A 21584-nucleotide genomic window follows, 5' to 3' on the forward strand; every position below is an offset into this window, starting at 1 on the left:
ACCACACGGAGGGAGACGCACCGATGAGCCGGGACGCCGAGGACATCGACGCCGTCGAGCGCCTCCCGCTCCGAGCCGCGCTGCTCACCTACGGCGCGCCGTTCGTCGGCGCGCTGCTCATCACCGTCGGCATCGCGGGCAGCGTCCTCGGCGGCTACGCCGTGGTCCAGCAGGAGTTTCAGCTCTGCGGCGACCCGACCATCTCGGTGTCCTCGCCCGAGGACACCCAGAATCTGATAGACGGGCCGAACGCCCCCGTCCTGGACCGGTTCGCCTTCGAGGAACTCTCGCCGGCCGAACGGCGGGCCTTCGAGCACGCGCTCGAAGACGCGGACGGACAGGCCGACGTCCGCGGGGCGTTCCCCCACGAACCGGCGTTCCGGGACGGCGCGGTCGTCGAGTACCGCGGAGAGCTACGGTACGTGACCATCGTCTCCTACATCGAGTGTCTGGCGGTCGACCCGCTCGTGCTCCCGCTCGGCGTCGTCGCCATCCTGCTCGGCGTCGGCGGCGTGCTCACCCCGCCGGCCTACCGGGCGCTGCTGTCCCGCGAGGAGCGAGGCGGTCCGTGGAGCAGGTGAACTGACGGCGCTCGGGCCGCGTCTCACAGCCGCACCGTCGCGCCGACATACAGCACGACGACCAGGAAGAGCCACACCGCGTCGACGAAGTGCCAGTACAGCGACACCGTCGAGACGGAGGTGTCTCGTTCTGGGCCGTACTGCCCCCTCAGCGCCCGTCCGAGCACGATGCCGATGAGCACCACGCCCAGCGCGACGTGGAGGCCGTGGAGGCCGGTCAGGCCGTAGAACGCCGACGCGAAGACGCCGCTGGTCAGTGTGAACCCCTCCTCGACGACGAACTCGTAGTACTCTAGGACCTGCCCGCCGAGGAAGACGACGCCGAGCGTGAACGTCGCGCCGACGAGGCCGACGAAGGTCCGGCGCTTGCCCTCCGCCAGCGCCTCGTGGGCGAAGTGGAGCGTGAAGCTACTGGCGACGAGCAGTGCGGTGTTGACGAGCACCAGCGACCCGAGCAGGTGCGGGAGGTCGTCGGGCGACCACCCGTGGGCGCGGACCCAGAAGTAGTAGGCGAACCCCGCGCCGAACGTCGCAACGTCGGTCACGAGGAACAGCGCCATCGTCGCTCTATAGCCCCGTCGCTCGCGCTCGGAGGCGCTCCCCGCCCAGTAGTCCCGGAGATACGCCTGTTCGAGCCATCCGAACAGGCCGGTCAGGAGGCCGAGCGCGCCGACGGCGGCGATGCCGACGGCGATTCCGGTCGGGAAGATGGCGGCGGCTCTGCCGGCCAGCGCGAGGGCGGCGCCGGCGTAGAGCACCCCCGCGCCCGCCGCCGCGACGAACGGCCAGCGGCTTCGGTGGTGTTCCTCGTCGTGGTCACGGTTCTCGGCGGCGTCGGCTTTGACGTCGGCTCCCCCCATGCTGTCGGTCCAACGGGCGCGAGCGACTAAAGTTCGGGTGCCGTCGCGGAGTCGGCGGACTCGTGGAGTCGTTTCGGTTCGGTGTCGTCATCGGGCGGCGCTCGCGTCGCTCGTATCGCTGGCGGCGCTCCGGTCGACGGTCGGCGCAAAAACGGTGTTGCCAACTACCGTGTCGGCCCGCGTGGCGGCGGTCGGACGCCAGCGGCGGTTCAATTAGCCGCAACCGCGAAGCGGTTCGGCTGTCGGGGCCGGTTGGCCGCGGCCCGTGTCCGCCGAGGACCGTCGCGTGACCGGTTGCTCCGGCAACCCTGAGGGTTGTTGAAACCCGGGGGACACGTGATTCGAGTTGAAGCGAGGGGTTTTAATAGTATCTATTTCCCGGGAAAGCGAACGGCCAGCCTAGAGATGGTAACCGGTGCCGGAGAACCGGTCAACCGGCCCAGACTCGACAATTCGTCCCGAATCGCCGGCGTCGGCCACGGCCGACGCCGGCGATTCGGGGTTTACTCGTCTTGGTCCCACGAAGTCCGCTCGCCCTCACCGCGAAACCTCACGCCTCTCGGAACTCGACTCGGAACAGCGATTCGGGCGACGACGCGTCGTCGCCCGAATCGCCGTACGCGACCGTGGTTTCGCCGCAGTCGCGCACGCCGACGACCCGGTAGTCGCCGGGGCGGATGTTCGCGTTTCGCCCGTCTTTGGGGTTGATCCAGACGGTCGGGTCGGTGCCGTACAGGTCGACGTACAGTTTCGGTTCGCCCCCCGAGCAGTTGGGGGCGAACCCAGTCGCGCGAATCACCGCGCACTCCCGACCCTCGCACCGCGGGTCGACGGTTATCGTCCCGCCCTCGTCCGGCGACTCGCCGGTCGTGAATCCCACGTGGACGGTTTCGGTCGACTGTTCGGCCGCCGCGCGCGCGACGGGACGACTTCCGCCGGCGAGTCCGCCGGCGACGCCGACGAGGGCCGCGGTTCGTCTGACGATGTCTCTCCTCGAATACGGGGACCGCTGTCTCTCTCCCACCATCTTCGAGACGCACGCTCGGCCGGTTCTTAGTTCTTGGTACGGGTCGACGCCGGCCGGCGAAACTTTCGCCGGCCGGCGTCGAAGTTCGGCCGCAACCTCCTTTCTCCCCCTCGGCGTGCAGAGCGGCGTGACTCCGACACAGCGACCGAGTCGACGCGAACGATGACCCGCCGCAGTGTGGCTGGAACGCTCGCGAGCGCCATCGCCGGCGTCCTCGGGGCGGGCGCGTTCGCCGACTCGGCCGCCGGCCAGGACGGCGGTGGGACCGGTGGTGGCGGGGAGTCGGGGGGCGGTACCACTGCAGGCGGTAGTGGCGGGTCGGACGGCGGCTCGGCGGGCGGCACGACGACCTCACCTACGGTCCAACGGTTCGCGCTCGACCCGGCCGGAACGTCGTTCGCGCTCCCGTGCGTCACCGGGAAACTGACCGTCACCCGCGGGCGCATTCGGCGGACGTTCCGAACCGGGACGGACGACCGGGGGTCGGGCGCGGTCCCCATCGAGGTCCGCATCGTCTTCGACGACGTTCGCGCGACCGACGGCTTCGGGCGGGCGTACGTCGTCGACGCCCGGTCGACCGGAACCTACCGACTGCGCCCCGGCGCGTCGCGGTCGATGACGACGCGGGTCTGGTTCACGCCGCTCGATTCGGTCGAGTACGTCTCGCTCACGCTCTCGGAAACCGTCACCGTTGGCGGCGACGGCGCGGTTTCGGTGCGGGACGCCTCGCTCGACGCGGCGTGCAGGGGCGGCGGCACGACCGAACCCGGCCCGAACCGGTAGCTACAGACCGGTCGGCGCGTCGACGTAGGTCGTCTCCAGGCCCCAGTCGTCGGCGAGCGCCTGCAGCGACCGTACGCCGAACGTCTCGGTGGCGTAGTGGCCCGCGAGGAACACCGAGACGCCGGCCTCCCGGGCCTCGTGGTAGGCCTTCTGCTTGCCTTCGCCGGTGATGAGAGCGTCGGCGCCCGCCTCGACGGCCTCGTCAAGCCAGTCGACGCCGCTGCCGGTGAGTACCGCCACGTCCTCGACTTCCTCGGGACCGAAGTCGAGCACCTGGACGCCCTGGCCGAAGTGGTCGAGTTCGGCTTCGAGCGTTGCGCGGAGTTCGTCGGTCGGGATGGGGTCGGGTGCACGCCCGCGCTGGCCGACGTGTTCCGGGCCGACCGACCCGAACGGTTCGCGGGATTCGAGGCCGAGCAGGTCGGCGATTCCGGCGGCGTTACCGAGTTCGGGGTGGGCGTCCAGCGGGAGGTGCGAGACGTACAGCGCCACGTCGTTCTCTATCAGCGGCGCGATGCGGCCGTACTGGCGACCGGTCACGCGCTCGATGCCGCCCCACGAGAGGCCGTGGTGGACGACCAGCGCGTCTGCGTCCCGGTCGGCCGCGGCCTCGACGGTCTGCTCGGCCGCGTCGACGGCGAACGCCACCTTCTCCACCTCGCGGCGGTCGGGGCCGACCTGGAGGCCGTTGGCGCTGGCGTCGACGTCGGCGAAGTCGCTCGTGCGTAGTTCTTCGTCGTATCGGGAGACGAGTTCGGCGAGGTCCATGTTCCGTGGTGGGGCCGGCAGGGGCTTGTATCCCCGGTCTTCGGACGAGACGCATGCGGAGGGGGACGGCCGCGGGTGCTGTCCGCCTCGGCGGCCAGCAAGGCTTTTCGGCCGGCCGTGCTACTCTCGGGTGCCCGAGCCAACGGGCAGGAGTGATACTATGGGTAAATTCCGCAAGGCGATGTTCGCTTGGCGACGTCTGCCGCGTGGAGTCAAACGGCGTATCACTCGGAAGGCACGGCGGGTGGTGCGGCGCATCGCGCCGTAACCTCCGTCGTCTGCGTTTCTCGGGAGTTCGTGTTCTTCGGTTGTACTTGCAGACGTAACATCCAGGAGTAACCACTCTGGAAGCCACACTGCTCGTTACGAATGATACCGACGACTGAGACAAAGCCCCGCTCGCTACGCAACGACCACGTGATGCCTGAACCACCTCGAAAGCCCCCGCCCGGTCACGCGAGCGAAGCGAGCGTGACGTTGTCGTCGTGAACGCAGTGAACGACGGCTCGACGGACGTGTCCGTCGGTGTCGGAGCGTGCCTCCGACAGTACTCGCGGTCGCTGTGAGGCATATTTTGGCCGCGGCAGTGCCGCGGCCAAAATAGAGGTCCCACAGACGACCACGTCTTTCGGACGCGAGCGGGCGGCCCCTTTCAGTCCGCCCCGCCGGTTGGTCGGCCGAGCACTTCCGGCGGATGGTCCACCAGGCGTTTTCAACCCCGAATAGGCCTCCTAGCGCGCTGGCGCGGCTTCATGCCGCGCCATCTTCGCGCGAGGGACGACTACGCGCCCACAGGGCGCGCAGGAGTCGGCTGGGGAGGCGTGTGGCTGTCGCGGTGCTGTGGCGGTGCGGTCACTCATTTGTGACGTGCGAGCAGGACGTTCCGACAAAACAGAAACAATCGTCGCACTAGTGCGAGCAGAACGCTCGGGTCTTTCGAACACCACCCGGTGCCGAGCAAAAGCGAAACGTCGCGAGTGAAGCAGTACGACTCAGTCGGAAGCGTCTGCGTGCGAGAAGACGAACTCCCGGAGCAGTTTCCCACCCAGCGCCGCCGCCTGACCGTCGTCCCTGTCGTTGACCTCCACCACGTCGAACCCCGCCACCTGACCGCGTTCGGCCACCTCGCGCACCACGTCGCGCATCTCCCGGGGCGTCAGGCCGAACGGTTCCATCGTCCCTGTGCCGGGCGCGAACCCAGGGTCGGCGCCGTCGATGTCGACGCTGAGGTAGACCGACTCGTCGGCGTCGAAGTCCGGCGTCCAGTCGGCCGCGTCCTCGGGGGGAACCACCGTCACGTCGCTCTCCGCGGCGCGTTCCCACTCCTCCTCGCTACCGGTTCGCGCGCCGAGGATGACGGCCTCCTCCGCGACTTCGAGGACGTGGCGGGTGACCGTCGCGTGGCTCAGCGGGTTGCCGTCGTACTCCGCGCGGAGGTCGAGGTGAGCGTCGAGGCAGACGAAGACGTCGGGGTCGACCGCCCGCACTCCGGCGAGCGTGACCGTGTGTTCGCCGCCGAGCAGAAGCGGGACCGCGTCGTCCCAGACCGCGTCGGTCGCGACGCCCTCCAGGTACTCGAGATACTCCGCGGCGTCGTCCCACGCGCGAACGTCGCCGTGGTCGTGGACCGCGAGTTCGGAGAACCGGGCGTCCGTCCGGGCGTCGTAGTCGTCGTAGGTCCGGGCGAACCGCCGAATCCGGTCGGGACCGAACCGAGCGCCGGGCTGGAACGTCGTCGAAACGTCGAGGGGCGCGCCCACCACCACGTAGTCGGCGGCGTCGCGGTCGGCGGTCGCGCCGGGAAACATCGAAATCTACTCGAGAATCTTGCGCTGCTCTTCCATCTCGAGGTACTCGATCTCGTCGTCGGGCGAGAGCGAGACGTCGCCGGGCGTCTTGATGGTGATGGTTTCGTAGGTTTCGAGGTCCATGACCTGGGCGACGTCGTCGCTCTCGACGGAGACGACCTGACCCTGTTTGCGGTTGATGATGGGGACCCAGATCTTGGCGTCGACCGGCTGGGAGAGGCTGCGCTTCTTGCCGTCGAAGACGCCCTTGGCCTCGATGCGGGCCTTCGCGCTGCCGTGTTTGCCCGGCTTGGCCGTGCTGTAGGAGTTGATGACGCAGGCCGCGTCGTCTATCATCACGTAGTTGCCTTCCTGGAGGTCCCGTACTTCCTTCTGCTCTTTTGCCATACGGCCGGATAGCGTCCGGGGTAGTATAAACCGTTTGGAAACGCCTCGCGGGCGAGCGAGCGCCGCGAACGTGGGTGTTCGTGCCATGGCGAAGTCCGCGACCCGACCCGCTTCTCGGACGCCAGGAGTCACTCGCGCTCGTGGCCGTGGCCGACCACGAGCGCCGCGACGTGGGCGACCAGGAGCGAGAGGAACGCCGTCGCCTGTCCGGCGTCGAGGCCGCCGTAGAGCAGCGGCACGTAGAGCGCGGGCAGTGCGACGGCCGTCCAGAACCCCGCGGCCCGGACGAGCGCGACGACGGGTGCGGTCGCGCTGGTCGCGAGCGACTGGGCGGCGGCGAGCCAATCGACGGCGGTACGGTCGGACGAGACGGTGAGGGGTGAGGGGGAGTCGGACATCGTGACCTGTCTTGGTTACTCGAATATTTCGGTCGAAGAAAGCATATAACCGGCCGAACGTTGCACGAATTCGGACTGTTTCAGCGAATTTATCCGGTTACTTAGTGGTCCGGACGCCCGACCTTACGACCTCCATTAACCGGGGCGTGAGAGCTTATGGCGCGTCTAGTCCGGCGTTACAGACCGTCTAAAGTTGGGTCGGTGCGGTTTCCATGCAGGAGGTAGGCGGACGCGAGCGTCAGGGCACTGAAAGTGGTCGGCGGACGGGGAGTCCGAAACCCCTCGCACCGCGACGGCTACCGACGGAGCCACACCGCGGGTAGCGTCAGGACGGCAAGCCCCGCGTAGGTCGGTGCCAGCGGGACGAGCGCCACGCACCGTCCGATTTCGACGTAGAGGTGGTCGACGGTGACTTCCCTGATGCGGAACGGGTCGGTCGGGACCGGGAGCGGACAGACGCGACCGGTCAGATTTCTCGTCAGTAGCGCGACCCAGACGCCGACGAGCACCGCGAACGCCGCCGAAACCACGAGCTTTCGCCGACGCGTCCGGGCGAACGGTTCCGCGAGGCCGTCGAGCGGTTCCATACGAACACCCAGAGAACATTACATTTCAGCCTTTCGAACTTCCGGGAAAACTTCGGTCGGCCGGCGACGCGCCTGCCGTTCGGACGACTTCAGACGTACATCAGCGGCACCATGGCGGCGACGCCGACGGCGAGGCCGGCCACCAGTTCCAGATGTCCGCCGTTGGGCAGGTGTTCGCCGGTTTCCAGCGCCTCCGGGACGAACTCCGTGAGGACGAGGTACACCATCGCGCCCGCGGCGAATCCGAACCCGAAGGGGAGGAACGCCTGCGCCCAGCGGACGAACGCGAAAGCGATGACCGCTCCGATGGGCTGGGGGAGGCTGGAGAACACCGCCGCGCCGACCATCCGCCACCTGCTGACGTTCATCGTCTGCATCGGGATGGAGACGGCGACGCCCTCCGGGACGTTGTGGATGGAGATGGCGACGGTCATGAAGACGGCCAGTAGCGGAACCGAGAAGCCCAGTATCGGGACGCCGCCCTCGAAGCCCAACTCGGCGAACGAGACGCCGACCGCGACGCCCTCCGGGAAACTGTGGACCGTCAGGATGCCGAGGATGAGCACCAGCTTTCGGAGGTCTCCCTCGGCGAACGCCTCGGCCTCGACGGCGTGTTCGGCGTGGTCGTGGCCGCCCGAGTCGTCGTGGGCGTGGTCGTGACCGTGGCCGCCTTCTGCCGCCTCCCCGTCGCTCCCGTCGCCGATATCGACGGCGTCGAGCGCCCAGTCGGCAGCTTCGACCAACACGACGCCCGCGAGCAGACCCAGGACCATGAGCGTCGGGAAGCCGTCCGCGTAGGCCAGTCCCTCGTTGACGAGGCCGAACAGGGACGCCGACACCATGATGCCCGACGCGAGGCCCCAGAGCACGACGTTCCACCGGTCGCCGAAGTCGTCGACGAAGAAGAACGGAACCGCGCCGAGACCCGTGGCGAACGCGGTGAACAGCCCCGCCACGAACACGAGCGCGAGGTTCTCTACGAATCCCATGTGCGAAGTATAACCGTTAAAGGCAAAAAAGAGTTTCCAAAACAAAAATTGATTTTGGTTTGCCTAAAGCGTTCGTTTCCGGAACCGGCGACACCGCGCGTTCGCGCGATCGGCGGCGCGTTTCGTGTCCGACCCGCCGAGACGTGTAGTTTCCTGCCCGTTCTTCCGAAATTAAGTGACGCCGGCGCGACGTACGGAACGGAGATGAGGGGTTTCGAACGTCGAACGGCGGGACGGGGAGACGAACGCGGCGGAGCGGCGCACGCCGAGCGAGTCGAAGGGGACGAATCGGACGACGAGACGAATCGACTTGCGGCCACGCTCGCGTTTCTCGCCGGGCGCCGAGCGAACAGCACGAGGCGGGACACCGGGTATCCGTACCCCGGTCCGGCCGGAGGAGTTCGGAGGGAAGGGCCGTGAGCGGCGCGCCCGGGCGGCCGCGCCTACTCGCCGGCTCGCCGCCCCGTCGGCCCTACTCCCGGCCCTCGCGGCGTCGCATCTCGTGGCGGGTGAACTGCGGGGTGACCCGGGTCCCGCGGCGCTTGCGAAAGCTCCGGTAGAGGAGGGCGGCGACGGCGAGCGAGACGGCCGCCGAGACGGCCGCCGCCTGGAGGTCGGCGAACGCGTAGAGGATGGCGGTCGAGAGGCCGCCGACCGAGACGAACAGTCCGTAGACGATTCGCTTGGCGAGTCGCTCGAAGACGTCGTTGCCGTCCTCGACGTCGGCCCGGACGTAGAAGTCGTCGCGGTCGACCCGGTCAAGCGCCCGCTCCAACTTCGGCGCGAGGCGAACCGACGACCGGACCGACTGCTGTATCTGGTCGCCGACCTCGCCGGCGAACTGCTTGATGGACTCCTCGCGGTAGCCCTGCTCGGTGAGGTAGTCGGTCGCGACCGAGATGAAGTCGAAGTCGGGGTCGAGGGTGACGCAGACCCCCTCGACGACCGTCGCCACCCGAAGCACGAGCGCGAGGTTCGAGGGCAGGCGAAGCGGGAACTCGTAGATGGTGTCCTCGACCTGGCCGACGATCTGCTGGACGCGGTAGGTTTCGATGTCCTCCCCGCGGGCGTCCTCGATGGCGAGTTCCATCACCTTCCCCATCGTCGCCCGGTCGGCCTCCGGACTCAGGGTACCCATCTCGATGAGCGCGTCCAGGATACCGTCGATGTCCTGGTTGGCCACCGCGACGTAGAAGTCGACGATCTTGCGCTGGATGAACTCGTCGACCCGGCCCGACATCCCGAAGTCGTAGAAGACGATGGTGCCGTCGTCCCGGACCGCCAGGTTCCCGGGATGGGGGTCGGCGTGGAAGACGCCGTCCTCCAGCAGCATCTGGAGGTACGTCTCCTGGAGGGTCACCGCCAGGTCGTGGCGGTCGACGCCCATCTCGTCGAGCGCCTCGACGTCGTTAATCTTCGTCCCCTCGATGTACTCCATCGTGAGCACGCGCGGCCCGGAGTGCGACTCGACGACCGACGGGATGGCAACCCGGTCGTTGCCCTCGAAGTTCGCGCGGATCTCCGCCAGCATCTCGGCCTCGCGGTCGTAGTCCATCTCCTGGCGGATGGTCCGGGCGAACTCGTCGGCGAGGTTCTCGAGCGAGAACGCCCGGCCCTCCCCGAGGAACCGGAGCAACACCGGGAGCGACCACCGGATGACCCGCAGGTCGGCGTCGACGAGATCCTCGATGCCGGGCCGGCGGACCTTGACGGCGACCTGCTCGCCGTCGACCTCCGCGAGGTAGACCTGCCCGAGGCTCGCGCCGCTGATGGCGTCGGTGTCGAAGGCGTCGAAGTTGCCCTCGACCGACCCGAGTTCGTGCTCCAGCACCGCGCGGGCGTCGGCCCACGGCGCAGGCGGCACCTCGTCCTGGAGCTTCGAGAGCACGTCGACGTACTCCGGCGGGAGCACGTCGGGCCGCGTCGAGAGCAACTGGCCGAGTTTGATGAACGTCGGCCCGAGCGTCAACAGCGACGCCAGCAGGGTTTCGGCCCGCTCGACGCGAGTCTCGGCGGTGACCCGGCGTGAGCGGCCGAACAGCAGGAAGCGGCGGCGGTCGCGGGCGTAGCTGAACAGGAGGGGCAAGAAGTGGTACGCCACGACGAAGAACCGTCGGTACGCGCGGAGGTTGACCAGAGTGACCACCTCGCGCGGTCAGCGACCCGTGATCGGAATCTCCCGCTCGGGGGCGGCCTGTCGCTTGGGGAGGTGGAGTTCGAGGACGCCGCGGTCGATGGTCGCTTCCGCGCCCGCGCCGGTCGCGTCCGGCGGCAGGGGCAGGTCGGCGTCGAGGAACAGCGACCGCTCCTCCTGGAGGTAGGAGAACTCGACGGGCACGTCCTTCTCGCGGCGCGCCTCGATTTCGAGGTGACCGTCGGTGACGCTCACGTCGACCGTCCGGTCGTTGACACCCGGCAGGTCCACGACCAGCAGGTAGGCGTCGTCGCTCTCCAGCAGGTCCGCGAACACCGCATCGGGCAACTCGCGCATGGCATCGCGCAGCGCTGACATACCACCGTCTTGGGACGGAGGGGCGAAAAAGGATGTGGATGAGCGACCGGGCGTCGGGAGTCCCGGAGACGTCCCGCACCCTTTTATCCGATGACGCGCGAGTTCCACCCATGAGCGACCACCGGCCGGACCGAAAGCGGTCCGGTTTCAAGGACAAGACCCGCCTCGACGAGGCCCGCGAGCGCCTGCTGTCGACCGTCTCGGCCCACGGCCGGACCGAGGAGCTCGCGCTCGCGTCGGCCGACGGTCGCGCGCTGGCGGAGTCGGTCGTCGCGGCGCGGAGCGTCCCCCACTACGCCCGGGCGGCAATGGACGGCTACGCGGTCCGGGCCGCCGACACCTTCGGCGCGAGCGACCGCTCGCCCGAAATCCTCCGGGAGGCCGGAACCGCCGAGGAGGCCACGGAGGTTCCCCCAAACGCCGCGGTCCGCGTCCACACCGGGAGCGAACTCCCCGCGGGCGCCGACGCGGTGGTCATGATAGAGCAGACCGAGACGTTCGGCGGTGAAGTCGAAATCTTCGACGCCGTCGCGGAGGGCGAGAACGTCGCGCCCGTGGGCGAGGACGTCGAGGAGAGCCAGCGCCTCTACGAACCCGGCCACCGACTCCGGCCCTCGGACCTCGGCCTCCTCAAATCGGTCGGGGTCGACACCGTCGAAGTCGCAGAACGCCCGACCGTCGGCGTGGTGCCGACCGGCGAGGAACTGGTCCAGTCGGACCCCGACCCCGGCGAAGTGATCGAAACCAACGGGCTGACCGTCTCCCGACTCGTCGAGCGGTGGGGCGGCGAGGCGACCTACCGCGAGGTGGTGACCGACGACCGCGAGGCGCTCCGGGTGGCCATCCAGCGCGACCTCACCCAGGACGTGGTGGTCACGACCGGCGGGTCGTCGGTCGGCGAGCGCGACCTGCTCCCGGAGGTCGTCGACGACCTCGGCGAAATCCTGTTCCACGGCGTGGCGCTCAAACCCGGCCACCCCGTCGCGGTCGGCGTGGTCGAGGGGACGCCCGTGATAATGCTGCCCGGCTACCCCGTCGCCTGCATCGTCAACGCCGTCCAGTTCCTCCGACCCGCGCTCAAGCGCATCGGCGGTCTTCCCCTCGGCGACCACCCCACTACGACGGCACGACTCGACCGGAAGATACGGAGCGAACCCGGAATCCGGACGTTCGCGCGAGTCCAGTTACGGGACGAAAGCGACCCCGACGACGAGGACGAAGAAGACGGTCGGGACGGCGACGCGCACGTCGCCGTCCCGACGCGTGCCAGCGGGTCGGGCGTGCTCTCCAGCGTCGCACTCGCCGACGGGTGGGTCGTGGTGCCAGAAGAACGAGAGGGCATCCCCGCGGGCGAAATCGTCGAGGTCGAGGACTGGGAGGCGCTCCCGTAGCGGCCGGCGGAGTCGCCCCACCGCCTCAACTCACGGCCGAAACGGCGTCCGTATCTCGAACGCCGCGCCCGAGGAGTACCGCAAGAGCGGTTCGTCGGCGGGCGCCGGAAGCCCCGCCGCTTGCCACAGCGAGTCGGCGTAGACGGTCGCCTCGGCCTCGCGGAGTCGCCACGGGTCGCGGTCGACCCGCGCGCACCAGACCGTCCCGTCGCGGACGACGTACAGTCGATAGCGCTCGGCGAGGAACGCCTCCAGCGAACCGGGCGGCGCGCGGAATGGGTCGCCCGCGGGGCGATAGGTCGCGGAGAACCGCGCGGGGGCGTCGGCCGCGTCGTCGTCTCGCTCGGACGCGAAGTGACAATCGAACGTCGTTCCGTCTTCGCCACCCTCCTCGGCGGAGCGAGCGTCCGTCGGACGCTCGCTCCGCTCGAACTCGACGTCGGCGTGGTAGTACGGCAGGCCGTACGCCGACCGCGCGAGTCGGACGCCGAGTTCGGTCGTCGTGTCGAGGCTCAGGAAGTAGACGCCGGGTTCGGTCTCGTAGCGGACGTAGGTCCGGAGGTTCACCTGCGGGAAGGTGAGTCCGGCCGAGGCCGGGAACGACGCGGGGCGCACGCCCGCCGCGACCGACGGGAGCGCCGACACCCACGCCGACCCCTTTCGAGTGTCGACGTCGAGTTCGTCGGGCACCAGCGGTCGGACGCGGTCGGCCTCGACCGGCCAGTGGGCGAACAGGCCGTCCCGCCAGGTCAGCGAGAGCGCGGGAATGTCGCGCATGGCCGACGCTACGACGACCGGCGTCAAAGGTGGCGTGGCGGGAACGACGGGCATCGGAGCGCCCGACGCCCGATGTTCTCGCCTAAATCGCTCCGAATCCGGCGTACGCGATGAACCGACGGCCTTATTAATTCGGTGTTCGGAATTAACAACGTGACACTCTCACGGGTCGGACTCCTCGGATTCGCCGCGCTGGTCGCGCTGACGCCGCTCGCGCTGCTGGCGGACATCACGAAAGTCGTCGGCATCGCGTGGGTGGCGTTCGCGGCCATGGGCGGGGCGGCCGTCCTCGGCGGTCGCGAAGGCGACACGACCAGCGCGAGTCGCCTGGTCTGGGGCTACGGGCTGGCCAGCGGCGCGATGATAACCAGCGCGGCGGTGTTCATCGTCCCCGGCGCCATCGGCCACCACCCCGAGTACGGCGGCTTCGGCATCGCCTTCGGCGTTCTCGCGGGGTTCTCGGCCCACACGCTCGGCCACCGGGCGACTCACACCGACCTGCCGTTCGACCACACCGCGGCGGAACTCACCGCACACTCGCTCGCGGCGGGGGCCATCATCGGCATCGTCTACGGCAACATGCCGGGCCTCGGCCTCCTGCTCGGCCTCGCCATCGTCTCGCACAAGGGGCCGGCGGGCTACGCGGCGGCCCACCGCCTGCGCCGGGCGGGCAAACCGGTTTCGGTGCTCCTCTTTCCGGCCGCCGGGGTCGGCCTCACCGCGATTCCGGCCGCGCTCCTGGAACTGCCGGCCGGCGACCCCCTCAGGGGCGTCGTCTTCGGCTTCGCCGCCGGGGTGTTCCTCCACGTCGCGATGGACTTCCTGCCGCGGTGCGAACTCGGCGGCGAGGTCTACGAGGTGGCTTCGGTGTCCGAGAACGCCCACGCGCTGCTGGACAGACTCCGCGTCCGCGCGGTGGCGAGCACCGGGGCCGGCGCAGTCGCGGTGTTCGTGGCGTGGCTGGTGCTCCAGCCCGGGACGTGAGCGGCGCCCGTTCGGGACCTCACCGGGAACCTCCGGGAGCCAGCCCCAACGAATAACCCCGCGTCGGCCCTCTAGTCGGACATGTTCACCGTCGACCTGCACTCGCACACGCGATTCTTCCACGGGGTGCCGAGCCTCGGGCGCGCCTTCGACCCGGTCGGGGTGCGACTGCTCGCGAAGGTGGCGAAGTTCCGCGGCCTCGACGGCGTGGTCACGACGAACCACGACTACTACCGGGAGTTCGACGTCGGCGGCGAGTCGTTCTCGGTGATACCCGGCATCGAGGTCACGACGACGCGGGGCCACGTCCTCGTCGTCGGTCCGGACCCGCCAGAGCGCACCCCCGCGGGCGAACTCACGCCCACCGAAACCGTCGAACTGGCCCGCGACCGCGGCTGTGCGGCCATCATCGCCCACCCGTTCCGCAACAGCACGGTCCGAGAGGCCGACGCCGACTTCGACGCCATCGAGGTCAACGGGAAGGGGACCGACCCCGCAGAGTGGGTCCGGCGGCTCGCCGACCAGCGCGACCTGCCGCTAGTCGGCGGGAGCGACGCCCACTACCCCGTCGAGGTCGGCCGCGCGTACACGAAGGTCGACGCCGACGAACTCACCCCCGAGAGCGTCGCGGCCGCGATTCGCGAGGGCTGGGTCGCCCCGAAGGTCGACCGGAGTCCCTCCCAGCGCGCGTTGCGGCGCGCGTACAAGTTCATCCACCGCCAGAAGGGGTGGCTCGAACATCCCGCGCCGGAACCGCCGGGACTGGGAACGCCGCCGGGCGAGGAGGAGAACGCGCCGCCGCCCCGGAAGTAGGTGGAAGGGTCGGTGAATCGGTCCACGAAGAGCGACCGGTGATACGAACCCGGAGTTTCGCTCGATGACACGGCTCAGTTGCATCGGCGTCAGTTCGCTTCGACTCGGCCTGCCACCGAGGCGAACGAACTCGATTTCCCGAATCACGTCCCGCGAACTCACCCCGAACGGAAACGCCCCACGACACGCCGACCCCTTACCGCCACACCGACCTTTATACCTCGCTTCGTCCTCCCTCTACGCATGAGAGTCGCGGTACTCGCCCACGAGAAGTTCCCCGACCGCGCGAAGACAGCGGTCGGCCTGCTCCGCTACGCCGACTACGACGTCGAAGCCGTCCTCGACCGGGACAACGCCGGCAAGCGTGTCTCGGACTTCGTCCCGGACGTCCAGGACGCCCCCATCGTCGCCGAGATGGCCGACGCCCCGGAGGTCGACGCCCTCGTCGTCGGCATCGCGCCCATCGGCGGCGGCTTCGACGACACGTGGCGCTCGGACGTGACCACCGCGCTCGAACGGGGCTGTGACCTGATTTCGGGGCTCCACTACTTCCTCGAGGACGACGACGAGTTCGCCCGTCTCGCCGCCGAGCACGGCTGTGACATCTGGGACGTCCGCAACCCGCCCGAGGACCTCACGGTCGCCCAGGGCGCGGCCGCCGAGGTCGACGCCGAGGTGATCCTGACCGTCGGCACCGACTGCTCGGTCGGGAAGATGACCGCCACGCTCGAACTGCTGGAGGCGGCCCGCGAGCGCGGCGCCGACGCGGGGTTCGTCCCGACCGGCCAGACGGGTATCATGATAGAGGGCTGGGGCAACCCCGTCGACCGCGTGATCAGCGACTTCACCGCCGGCGCGGTCGAGGAGATGATTCTGGAGCGGGGCGACGACTACGACTACCTGTTCGTCGAGGGCCAGGGGAGCATCGTCCACCCCGCCTACTCCGCGGTGACCTGCGGCATCCTCCACGGGTCGATGGCCGACAAACTCGTGCTCTGTCACGAGACGGGCCGGGAGTCAATCCACGGCTACGAGGAGTTCGACCTGCCGCCGCTGGGCGACTACGTCGGCCTCTACGAGGACCTCGCCCGACCGGTCCACGAAACCGACGTCGTCGCCGGGGCGCTCAACACCCGGAGCGTGGACGACGACCGCCGCGCCCGCAACGCGGTCGACGCCTTCGGCGACGAACTCGGCGTCCCCGCCGCCGACCCGGTCCGGTTCGACGTCGACGCGGTGCTGGAGGCGCTCCTGTGAGCCTCGCCGCGGAGTTCGAGCGGGTGAGTCTGCCGCTCGAACACGCCTTCACCATCTCGCGTGGCACCCAGGAAACCGCCGAGAACGTCGTCGTCCGCATCGCCGACGGCGAGGGCAACGAGGGCGTCGGCGCGGCTGCGCCCTCGAGCCACTACGGCGAAACCGCGGACACCGTCGAGGTGGTTCTGCCCGACCTCCTCGACGCGGTCGAGGAGGTCGGCGACCCCCACCAACTCGAACGCGTCGAGCGCCGAATGCGCGAGACGGTCGAGCGCAACCCCGCGGCCCGCTGCGCCGTCAGCATCGCGCTCCACGACCTCGCGGCCAAGCGCGTCGACCTTCCCCTCTATCGCTACTGGGGCCTCGACCCCGAGCGGACGGTCGAGTCTTCGTACACCATCGGCATCGACGACACCGAGACGATGCGCGAGAAGACCGAGCAGGCTGTCGAGCGGGGCTACGCCACCCTGAAGGTCAAGGTCGGCACCGACCGCGACGAGGAAATCGTCTCGACGGTCCGGGAGGCCGCGCCGGACGCCACGATTCGCGTCGACGCCAACGAGGCGTGGTCGCCCCGCGAGGCCGTCCGGAAGGTCGAGACGCTGGCCGACTACGGCGTCGAGTTCGTCGAACAGCCGGTTCCCGCGGGCAACCCCGAGGGCATGCGGTTCGTCCGCGAGCGCGCCGCTCTGCCCATCGCCGCCGACGAGTCGTGCGTGACGCTCTCCGACATCCCGCGTATCGCCGACAAGGCCGACATCGCGAACCTGAAACTGATGAAGTGCGGCGGCCTGCTGGAGGCGAAGCGGATGGTCCACGCCGCGCGCGCACACGGGATGGAGGTCATGCTCGGCTGTATGATAGAGTCGAACGCCGCCATCGCCGCGGCGGCCCACCTCGCGCCGCTACTCGACTACGCCGACCTCGACGGGGCGTTACTCCTCGCGGAAGACGCCTACGAGGGCGTCCCGATGCCCGGCGGTGAGATAGACCTCGCGGGACTCGACCGTCCGGGAACGGGCGCCAGGCAGGTAGAATGACGAAACGTTGACGCCCGGTCGAGGCCGCGTCGCGGCCTCGACCGGGCGTCGACAGTTAGGCGGTCAGTCGTCGGCGGGCGACGGGCCGGGGGCCTCGCCCGGTTCCTGGCTCGTCAAGCCCCACCCGGTTAGCCCCATGACGACGAGGATGAGCGGCGAGAAGAACGCGAAGAAGTAGTAGGGGAAGTACGAACTCCAGAAGTGCGCCAGCGAGAGCGTCTGGACGCCGAAGACCCCCGACATGTACACCGCCCCGGCGTGCCACGGGATGAGCGCGCCGGTCGGCGTCCCACAGGCCTCGACCGCCCGCGAGAGGTTCGAACTCTCGAGGTCGTAATCGTCGTAGAGGTTCCGTAGCGACATCCCCGGAACGACGATAGACATGTACTGCTGAGCGGACAGCAGGTTGACCGCGAACGCGCCGAAGCCGGTGGTGACGACGAGGCCCGAGCGGCTCTGGACGCCGGCGGCGAGGTGGTGGGCCAGCACCGCGAGTACGCCCATCCCTTCGAGCAGGCCGCCGAGCGAGAGCGCGAGCACGACGATGACGATGGTCCAGGCCGACCCCGAGAGGCCGCCGTGGGCGAGCAAGTCGGTGACCATCTTCACGCCCGTCTGGGGACTCGTACCGTTGAGGAAGACGTCCCAGGCGGCGACGAATCCCACACCCTGGACGAACACGGTGGTGAACACGCCCGCGAAGACGCCCGCCACGAGCGACGGGAGCGCGGGGTAGCCGTAGAGTGCGAGGCCGAAGGTGACCACCAGCGGGAGGAAGACGAACAGCGAGAGGTCGTAGGTGCTCACCAGCGCGTTCTGAATCGCGCCGACTTGCCCCGCGGGAATCGACCCGCCGGCCCGCAGACCGAGCACCGCGTACAGGACGACCGAGAGGCCGAGCGCGAGTAGGGTGCCGTTTCGCATCGCCCGGATGTGGTCGTAGAGGTCGGTGTTGGTGACCGCGGCCGCGAGGTTCGTGGTGTCCGAGAGCGGCGACTGTTTGTCACCCGCGTACGCGCCGCTCAGGATGGCGCCGGCGGTCATCGGCGCGGGGATGCCCAGCCCCGACCCGATGCCGACGAACGCGACGCCGAGCGTCCCGGCGGTGGTCCACGACGACCCGATGGAGAACGCGACGAACGTCGCCAGCAGGGCCGACACCGGCAGGAATATCTTCGGGGTGAGCACCGACAGCCCGTAGTACATCAGCCCCGGAATCGTCCCGGCGGCAATCCACGTCGAGATGAGCGCGTAGATGGTGAACAGGATGAGGATGGCCTGCATCCCCATCAGGAGGCTGTCGGACATCCCCTCGTAGAGGTCGTCCCACGAGAGGCCGATCCAGTACTTGCCGACGAGTCCGGTCAGCACGATGCTCCACAGCAGCGGCGCGTGGGGGTCCATCCCGAGGTACCCCGACCCGATGCCGAGGAAGACCATGACGCCGAGGACGGGCACGAGCGCCTGCTTGAGCGACGGTCGTCTCTCCGGCGATAGCTCCTCGTACGTGAGCGGCTGGAAGTTCAGCGAAGGCACGGCTACCCCTGTGTATTACCTGTGCGTATTAAACAGTGTTGGCTTTATTCGTGTGAGCTATATTAAAAGTGGGTGGAGTTACCAAATGTCGGTGACCGCGGGACGACGGGGGCGAAGCGACTCGGTATTCGGTTCGACGGTACTGAACTGAAGAGCGTAGCTCCGGACTCGGGAGGCCGATCACCGACCGGTGAAGTGCGGGTGGCGGCTGACGTGCTTCGGGAGGTAGCGCGACCGCCGCGACAGACCTTCGATTTCCTCCGATACCGTTTCGACCAGTTCCTCGAAGGGCATCTCGCGCTCGACCTCCTCGGCACGGACGTTCACGCCCAGCACGTCCTCGTCGTCTTCGAGTTCCCGGTCACCGACCACCGCGTAGTAGGGCACCCAGTCGGTTTCGGCGCGCGCGATGCGCTTGCCGACCGTCTCGTCGCGCTCGTCCACGTCGGCCCGGACGCCCTCGCTTTCGAGGTCGGCGACGAGCGCGTCGCAGTAGTCGACGTGCTCCTCGCCGACCGGGACGAACCGGACCTGGGTGGGCGAGAGCCACGTCGGCAGGCGCGGCACGTCCATCTTCGCGGCCTCCTCCAGCAGGGCGGCCAACACGCGCTCGATACCGCCCGACGGCGAGTAGTGGAGGATAGGTGGGCGGTGGGACGCTTCGCCGTCGCTGTACTCGATGCCGAAGCGCTCGGCGCTCTCGACGTCGATCTGGACCGTGGGATTCTCGATGGGGCGGCCGAGTCCGTCGATGGCGGCGAAGTCCACCTTCGCCGACCAGTAGTGGTGACGCTCGGGGAGAACTTCGACGAGCGCGGGCTTGCCCAACTCCGAGACGAGTCCCTCGACCCACGCCTCATTCTCGTCGTAGAACTCGCGGGTGACCCGAATCGCGGGCTGGTAGTCGAGGCCGAGCGCCTCGCTCGCGCGCAGCGAGAGTTTGGCCTGGCGTTCGAGTTCCGCGCGGGCTTCGTCCATGTCCCTCGTCGCGGTGTGCATGTCGGGCATGGTGAACGCGCGCTGGCGTTTCAGCCCCATCACCTCGCCCTTCTGCTCGCGCCGGAACGAGTAGGTCGACATCTCGTAGATGCGCAGCGGGAGGTCGTTCTCCGAGACGTGCATGTCCCGCATGATGGAGAACTGCCCGAAGCAAGCCGCGAACCGCAACATCATCCGGCGGTCGCCCGAGTCGAAGCGGTACTGGCGCTCGCCGAACTTCTCGGAGTGTTCGCGGACGGCCCGCACGCCGAGGTCGTACATGACCGGCGTCTCGACCGGCATCCCGCCGTAGTCGACCACGAGGTCGGTGACCCACTCCATCAGCGAATCCCGGACGAGTTTCCCGCGGGGGTACCACCGGAGGTTGCCCACGTCGCTGAGTTCGTCGTAGCCGACGAGTTCCTTCTCGGCCATGAGGTCGACGTGCGGGGGCCGCTCGCCCGGACTCGCGGTTTCGCCCTCGACTTCGCTCGCGACGAACGCCCGCATGTCGTCGCTCACCCGGTCGTCTTCGTCCCTGGCGGCGACGGGGTCGACGGTTTCGCCGTCCGGAAACGCAAGCAACCACTCGCTCGGCGCACGCTCGGCGGCCTCCTCCTCGTCGGCGCGCTCGGGCGTGACGTGCCGGGAGAGCTCCGAGAGCGGGTGGCCCTTGCACGCCACCTCGAAGGCCTTGTACCAGCCGAAGGGCGCGCGCAGTACCTCGAACTCGCCGTCGAGGAGCGATTCGAGCCGCCGGAGGACCGCCTTGGCGCTGTCGGGGTCGGCGAGGTCGTCGCTCAGGTGGGCGTAGGGGTAGAGGACGACCTTCCGAGTGTTCAACTGCCCCGCCACGTCGCGGAGTTCGTCGGCGGCGTTCTCGGCCACCGCGTCGAGGTCGGCCGCGTCGGCCGACTCGACGCTCACGAAGACGGTCACGCAGTCCTCCATCCGGCCCGCCATCGGGACGCCCTCGGTTTCGCCCAGACCCTCGCCCGCTTCGGTCGTGGTTTCGAACTCGAGGTGGTCGGAGTGGACGAACAGCAGTCGCATGCGTGGAGGTCCGTGCGGTCGTGCAAAAGCGTGCCGGGAGTGTGGAAATCGTTCGGCTTCGGTGGAGGCTCGCTGGTGTCGTGGTTGTGAGCGAGACGACGAGAGTGTACGAACGAAACAGAACTACCGACGGAAGGCAATGTGACTGCGACCGCTACTTACACGACACAACTAGGTACTCGCATTCCGACCTCGCGCGAGTCCATCTCGCACGAGGCGGCGACCGCGAGCGCCGATTCGGTTTCGGAGACGCGTGATACTGAGCCAGGGTTACGGCGCGCGCTGGCGCGACCCGGCGGTTCGGGGTCGCGCCCATGCGCGCGAGGGATGACTGAACGAGCGCCGGCAGGCGCGAGTGAGGGAATCGGCTGGGGAGGCGTGTGGCTGCGGCTTCTCATTTGAATCGCGATTAGCTAGCTCTACTCCGGTTTTCTAGAGCGGTATGCTTCACACCGTTTCCACAGTCACCGAGAGAGTCGATCGCGGAAACCAAAATCCGAAGAAACGATGTTCACGACGGAAGTGGACAGAGGCTCGCGGTCAGCACCGCCGTCTCGTCGCCGTCGTTGCGCGCGCCGTGGATCTCCCCGCGCTCGTGGAGCACGACGCCCGGCGCGGAGATCTCCTCCTCGTCGTCGCCCTGAATCACGGTGACGGTGCCCTCCAGCACGTGGAAGACGTTGGTCGCGTCCGGGTGGTCGTGGGCCGACAGTTCCGCGCCCGGGCCGAGCGCGAACGCCTTCACGAGCACGTCGTCGGTCACGGCCAACTCCTCGTCGAGGACTTCGCCCGCTTCGGGGTGTAGGTCTGGGTAGCGGTCGAGCGCCATGCGTCTAGAGACGGGCCGGCGAACCATAAAACCCGAATCGACATCGACGTCGGCGCCGCTCGGAGTCGGTGAATCGCGGGAGCGGAAAGGAGGGTGGAAAGAGCGGGGTCGGGCGGCCCGGTGGTCCGAATCGGGTCGGTCCGAAGTTGGGTGCGGTCGGTGTTGGGTGCGGTCGGTGTCGGGTGCGGTCGGTCTCAGTTGGGTGCGGTCCGGAGTTGGGTGGTCC

Annotated in this window: 21 protein-coding genes; 7 read left to right on the forward strand and 14 right to left on the reverse strand. The window is 68.7% G+C overall.

The window, feature by feature from the left end:
* The first annotated feature begins 23 nt into the window (after positions 1 to 23).
* Entirely contained in the window at positions 24 to 581 is a 558-nt protein-coding gene (locus tag NGM07_RS07850) for a DUF7979 domain-containing protein (protein ID WP_253519165.1), read from the forward strand.
* A gap of 23 nt (positions 582 to 604) precedes the next feature.
* On the opposite strand, the gene NGM07_RS07855 is transcribed toward NGM07_RS07850, so the two are convergent.
* Positions 605 to 1441, reverse strand: a complete 837-nt coding sequence (locus NGM07_RS07855) for a cytochrome c oxidase subunit 3 (protein WP_253519167.1) — start codon at positions 1439 to 1441, stop codon at positions 605 to 607.
* 550 nt (positions 1442 to 1991) lie between these two features.
* Entirely contained in the window at positions 1992 to 2468 is a 477-nt protein-coding gene (locus NGM07_RS07860) for a hypothetical protein (protein ID WP_253519168.1), read from the reverse strand.
* Between the two features lie 162 nt (positions 2469 to 2630).
* Here NGM07_RS07860 and NGM07_RS07865 point away from each other — a divergent pair, with 162 nt between their 5' ends.
* Positions 2631 to 3251: a hypothetical protein gene (locus NGM07_RS07865; protein WP_253519170.1), complete on the forward strand. Its 621-nt coding sequence runs from the start codon at positions 2631 to 2633 to the stop codon at positions 3249 to 3251.
* Here the strand turns inward: NGM07_RS07865 and NGM07_RS07870 are convergent, their stop codons facing one another.
* The 8 genes from NGM07_RS07870 to NGM07_RS07905 all read right to left on the reverse strand — a co-directional run bounded on the left by NGM07_RS07870 (position 3252) and on the right by NGM07_RS07905 (position 10700).
* Entirely contained in the window at positions 3252 to 4019 is a 768-nt protein-coding gene (locus tag NGM07_RS07870; RefSeq protein ID WP_253519172.1) for a Nif3-like dinuclear metal center hexameric protein, read from the reverse strand.
* Between the two features lie 992 nt (positions 4020 to 5011).
* Complete coding sequence (gene speB, locus NGM07_RS07875) at positions 5012 to 5827, reverse strand: agmatinase (RefSeq protein WP_253519174.1); 816 nt, start codon at positions 5825 to 5827, stop codon at positions 5012 to 5014.
* A 6-nt stretch (positions 5828 to 5833) separates the two neighbouring features.
* Positions 5834 to 6214, reverse strand: a complete 381-nt coding sequence (locus NGM07_RS07880) for a translation initiation factor IF-5A (RefSeq protein WP_253519176.1) — start codon at positions 6212 to 6214, stop codon at positions 5834 to 5836.
* A 128-nt stretch (positions 6215 to 6342) separates the two neighbouring features.
* Positions 6343 to 6612 (reverse strand): DUF8028 family protein, encoded by a 270-nt coding sequence (locus NGM07_RS07885; RefSeq protein WP_253519178.1) that lies wholly within the window; start codon positions 6610 to 6612, stop codon positions 6343 to 6345.
* 296 nt (positions 6613 to 6908) lie between these two features.
* Positions 6909 to 7199 carry a hypothetical protein gene (locus NGM07_RS07890; RefSeq protein ID WP_253519180.1) on the reverse strand — a complete coding sequence of 97 codons (291 nt, stop codon included), beginning with the start codon at positions 7197 to 7199 and terminating at the stop codon, positions 6909 to 6911.
* A gap of 89 nt (positions 7200 to 7288) precedes the next feature.
* A complete protein-coding gene (locus NGM07_RS07895; RefSeq protein ID WP_253519183.1) occupies positions 7289 to 8188 on the reverse strand; it encodes a ZIP family metal transporter in 900 nt (299 codons plus the stop codon).
* Between the two features lie 472 nt (positions 8189 to 8660).
* The gene (locus tag NGM07_RS07900; protein WP_253519186.1) at positions 8661 to 10334 is read right to left on the reverse strand and encodes an ABC1 kinase family protein; all 1674 of its coding nucleotides are present in this window, start codon (positions 10332 to 10334) and stop codon (positions 8661 to 8663) included.
* A gap of 9 nt (positions 10335 to 10343) precedes the next feature.
* Positions 10344 to 10700 carry an Hsp20/alpha crystallin family protein gene (locus NGM07_RS07905; RefSeq protein WP_253519188.1) on the reverse strand — a complete coding sequence of 119 codons (357 nt, stop codon included), beginning with the start codon at positions 10698 to 10700 and terminating at the stop codon, positions 10344 to 10346.
* 110 nt (positions 10701 to 10810) lie between these two features.
* Between NGM07_RS07905 and NGM07_RS07910 the strand changes: the two genes are divergently transcribed.
* Positions 10811 to 12091: a molybdopterin molybdotransferase MoeA gene (locus NGM07_RS07910; protein WP_253519191.1), complete on the forward strand. Its 1281-nt coding sequence runs from the start codon at positions 10811 to 10813 to the stop codon at positions 12089 to 12091.
* A 30-nt stretch (positions 12092 to 12121) separates the two neighbouring features.
* Here NGM07_RS07910 and NGM07_RS07915 read toward each other — a convergent pair whose 3' ends face one another.
* Positions 12122 to 12868, reverse strand: coding sequence for a YqjF family protein (locus NGM07_RS07915; protein WP_253519193.1), 747 nt, complete (start codon positions 12866 to 12868; stop codon positions 12122 to 12124).
* Positions 12869 to 13012: 144 nt separating this feature from the next.
* Between NGM07_RS07915 and NGM07_RS07920 the strand changes: the two genes are divergently transcribed.
* From NGM07_RS07920 to NGM07_RS07935, 4 genes are all read left to right on the forward strand, one after another.
* Entirely contained in the window at positions 13013 to 13852 is an 840-nt protein-coding gene (locus NGM07_RS07920) for a ZIP family metal transporter (RefSeq protein WP_382194468.1), read from the forward strand.
* An 81-nt stretch (positions 13853 to 13933) separates the two neighbouring features.
* A complete protein-coding gene (locus tag NGM07_RS07925) occupies positions 13934 to 14665 on the forward strand; it encodes a PHP-associated domain-containing protein (RefSeq protein ID WP_253519197.1) in 732 nt (243 codons plus the stop codon).
* A gap of 243 nt (positions 14666 to 14908) precedes the next feature.
* On the forward strand, positions 14909 to 15922 hold the full coding sequence (locus tag NGM07_RS07930; RefSeq protein WP_253519199.1) for an N-acetyltransferase DgcN family protein: 1014 nt from the start codon (positions 14909 to 14911) through the stop codon (positions 15920 to 15922).
* The gene (locus NGM07_RS07935) at positions 15919 to 16962 is read left to right on the forward strand and encodes a dipeptide epimerase (protein WP_253519201.1); all 1044 of its coding nucleotides are present in this window, start codon (positions 15919 to 15921) and stop codon (positions 16960 to 16962) included. The genes NGM07_RS07930 and NGM07_RS07935 overlap by 4 nt, the downstream gene beginning before the upstream one ends.
* Before the next feature lie 63 nt (positions 16963 to 17025).
* Here the strand turns inward: NGM07_RS07935 and arcD are convergent, their stop codons facing one another.
* The 3 genes from arcD to NGM07_RS07950 all read right to left on the reverse strand — a co-directional run bounded on the left by arcD (position 17026) and on the right by NGM07_RS07950 (position 21358).
* Positions 17026 to 18498, reverse strand: a complete 1473-nt coding sequence (gene arcD / locus NGM07_RS07940) for an arginine/ornithine antiporter ArcD (protein WP_253519203.1) — start codon at positions 18496 to 18498, stop codon at positions 17026 to 17028.
* Positions 18499 to 18678: 180 nt separating this feature from the next.
* Positions 18679 to 20529 carry a threonine--tRNA ligase gene (locus NGM07_RS07945; RefSeq protein ID WP_253519205.1) on the reverse strand — a complete coding sequence of 617 codons (1851 nt, stop codon included), beginning with the start codon at positions 20527 to 20529 and terminating at the stop codon, positions 18679 to 18681.
* 511 nt (positions 20530 to 21040) lie between these two features.
* Positions 21041 to 21358: a cupin domain-containing protein gene (locus NGM07_RS07950; RefSeq protein WP_253519208.1), complete on the reverse strand. Its 318-nt coding sequence runs from the start codon at positions 21356 to 21358 to the stop codon at positions 21041 to 21043.
* Between the last annotated feature and the right edge of the window lie 226 nt (positions 21359 to 21584).

Source organism: Halorussus vallis, assembly GCF_024138165.1.
Taxonomy (GTDB): Archaea; Halobacteriota; Halobacteria; order Halobacteriales; family Haladaptataceae; genus Halorussus; species Halorussus vallis.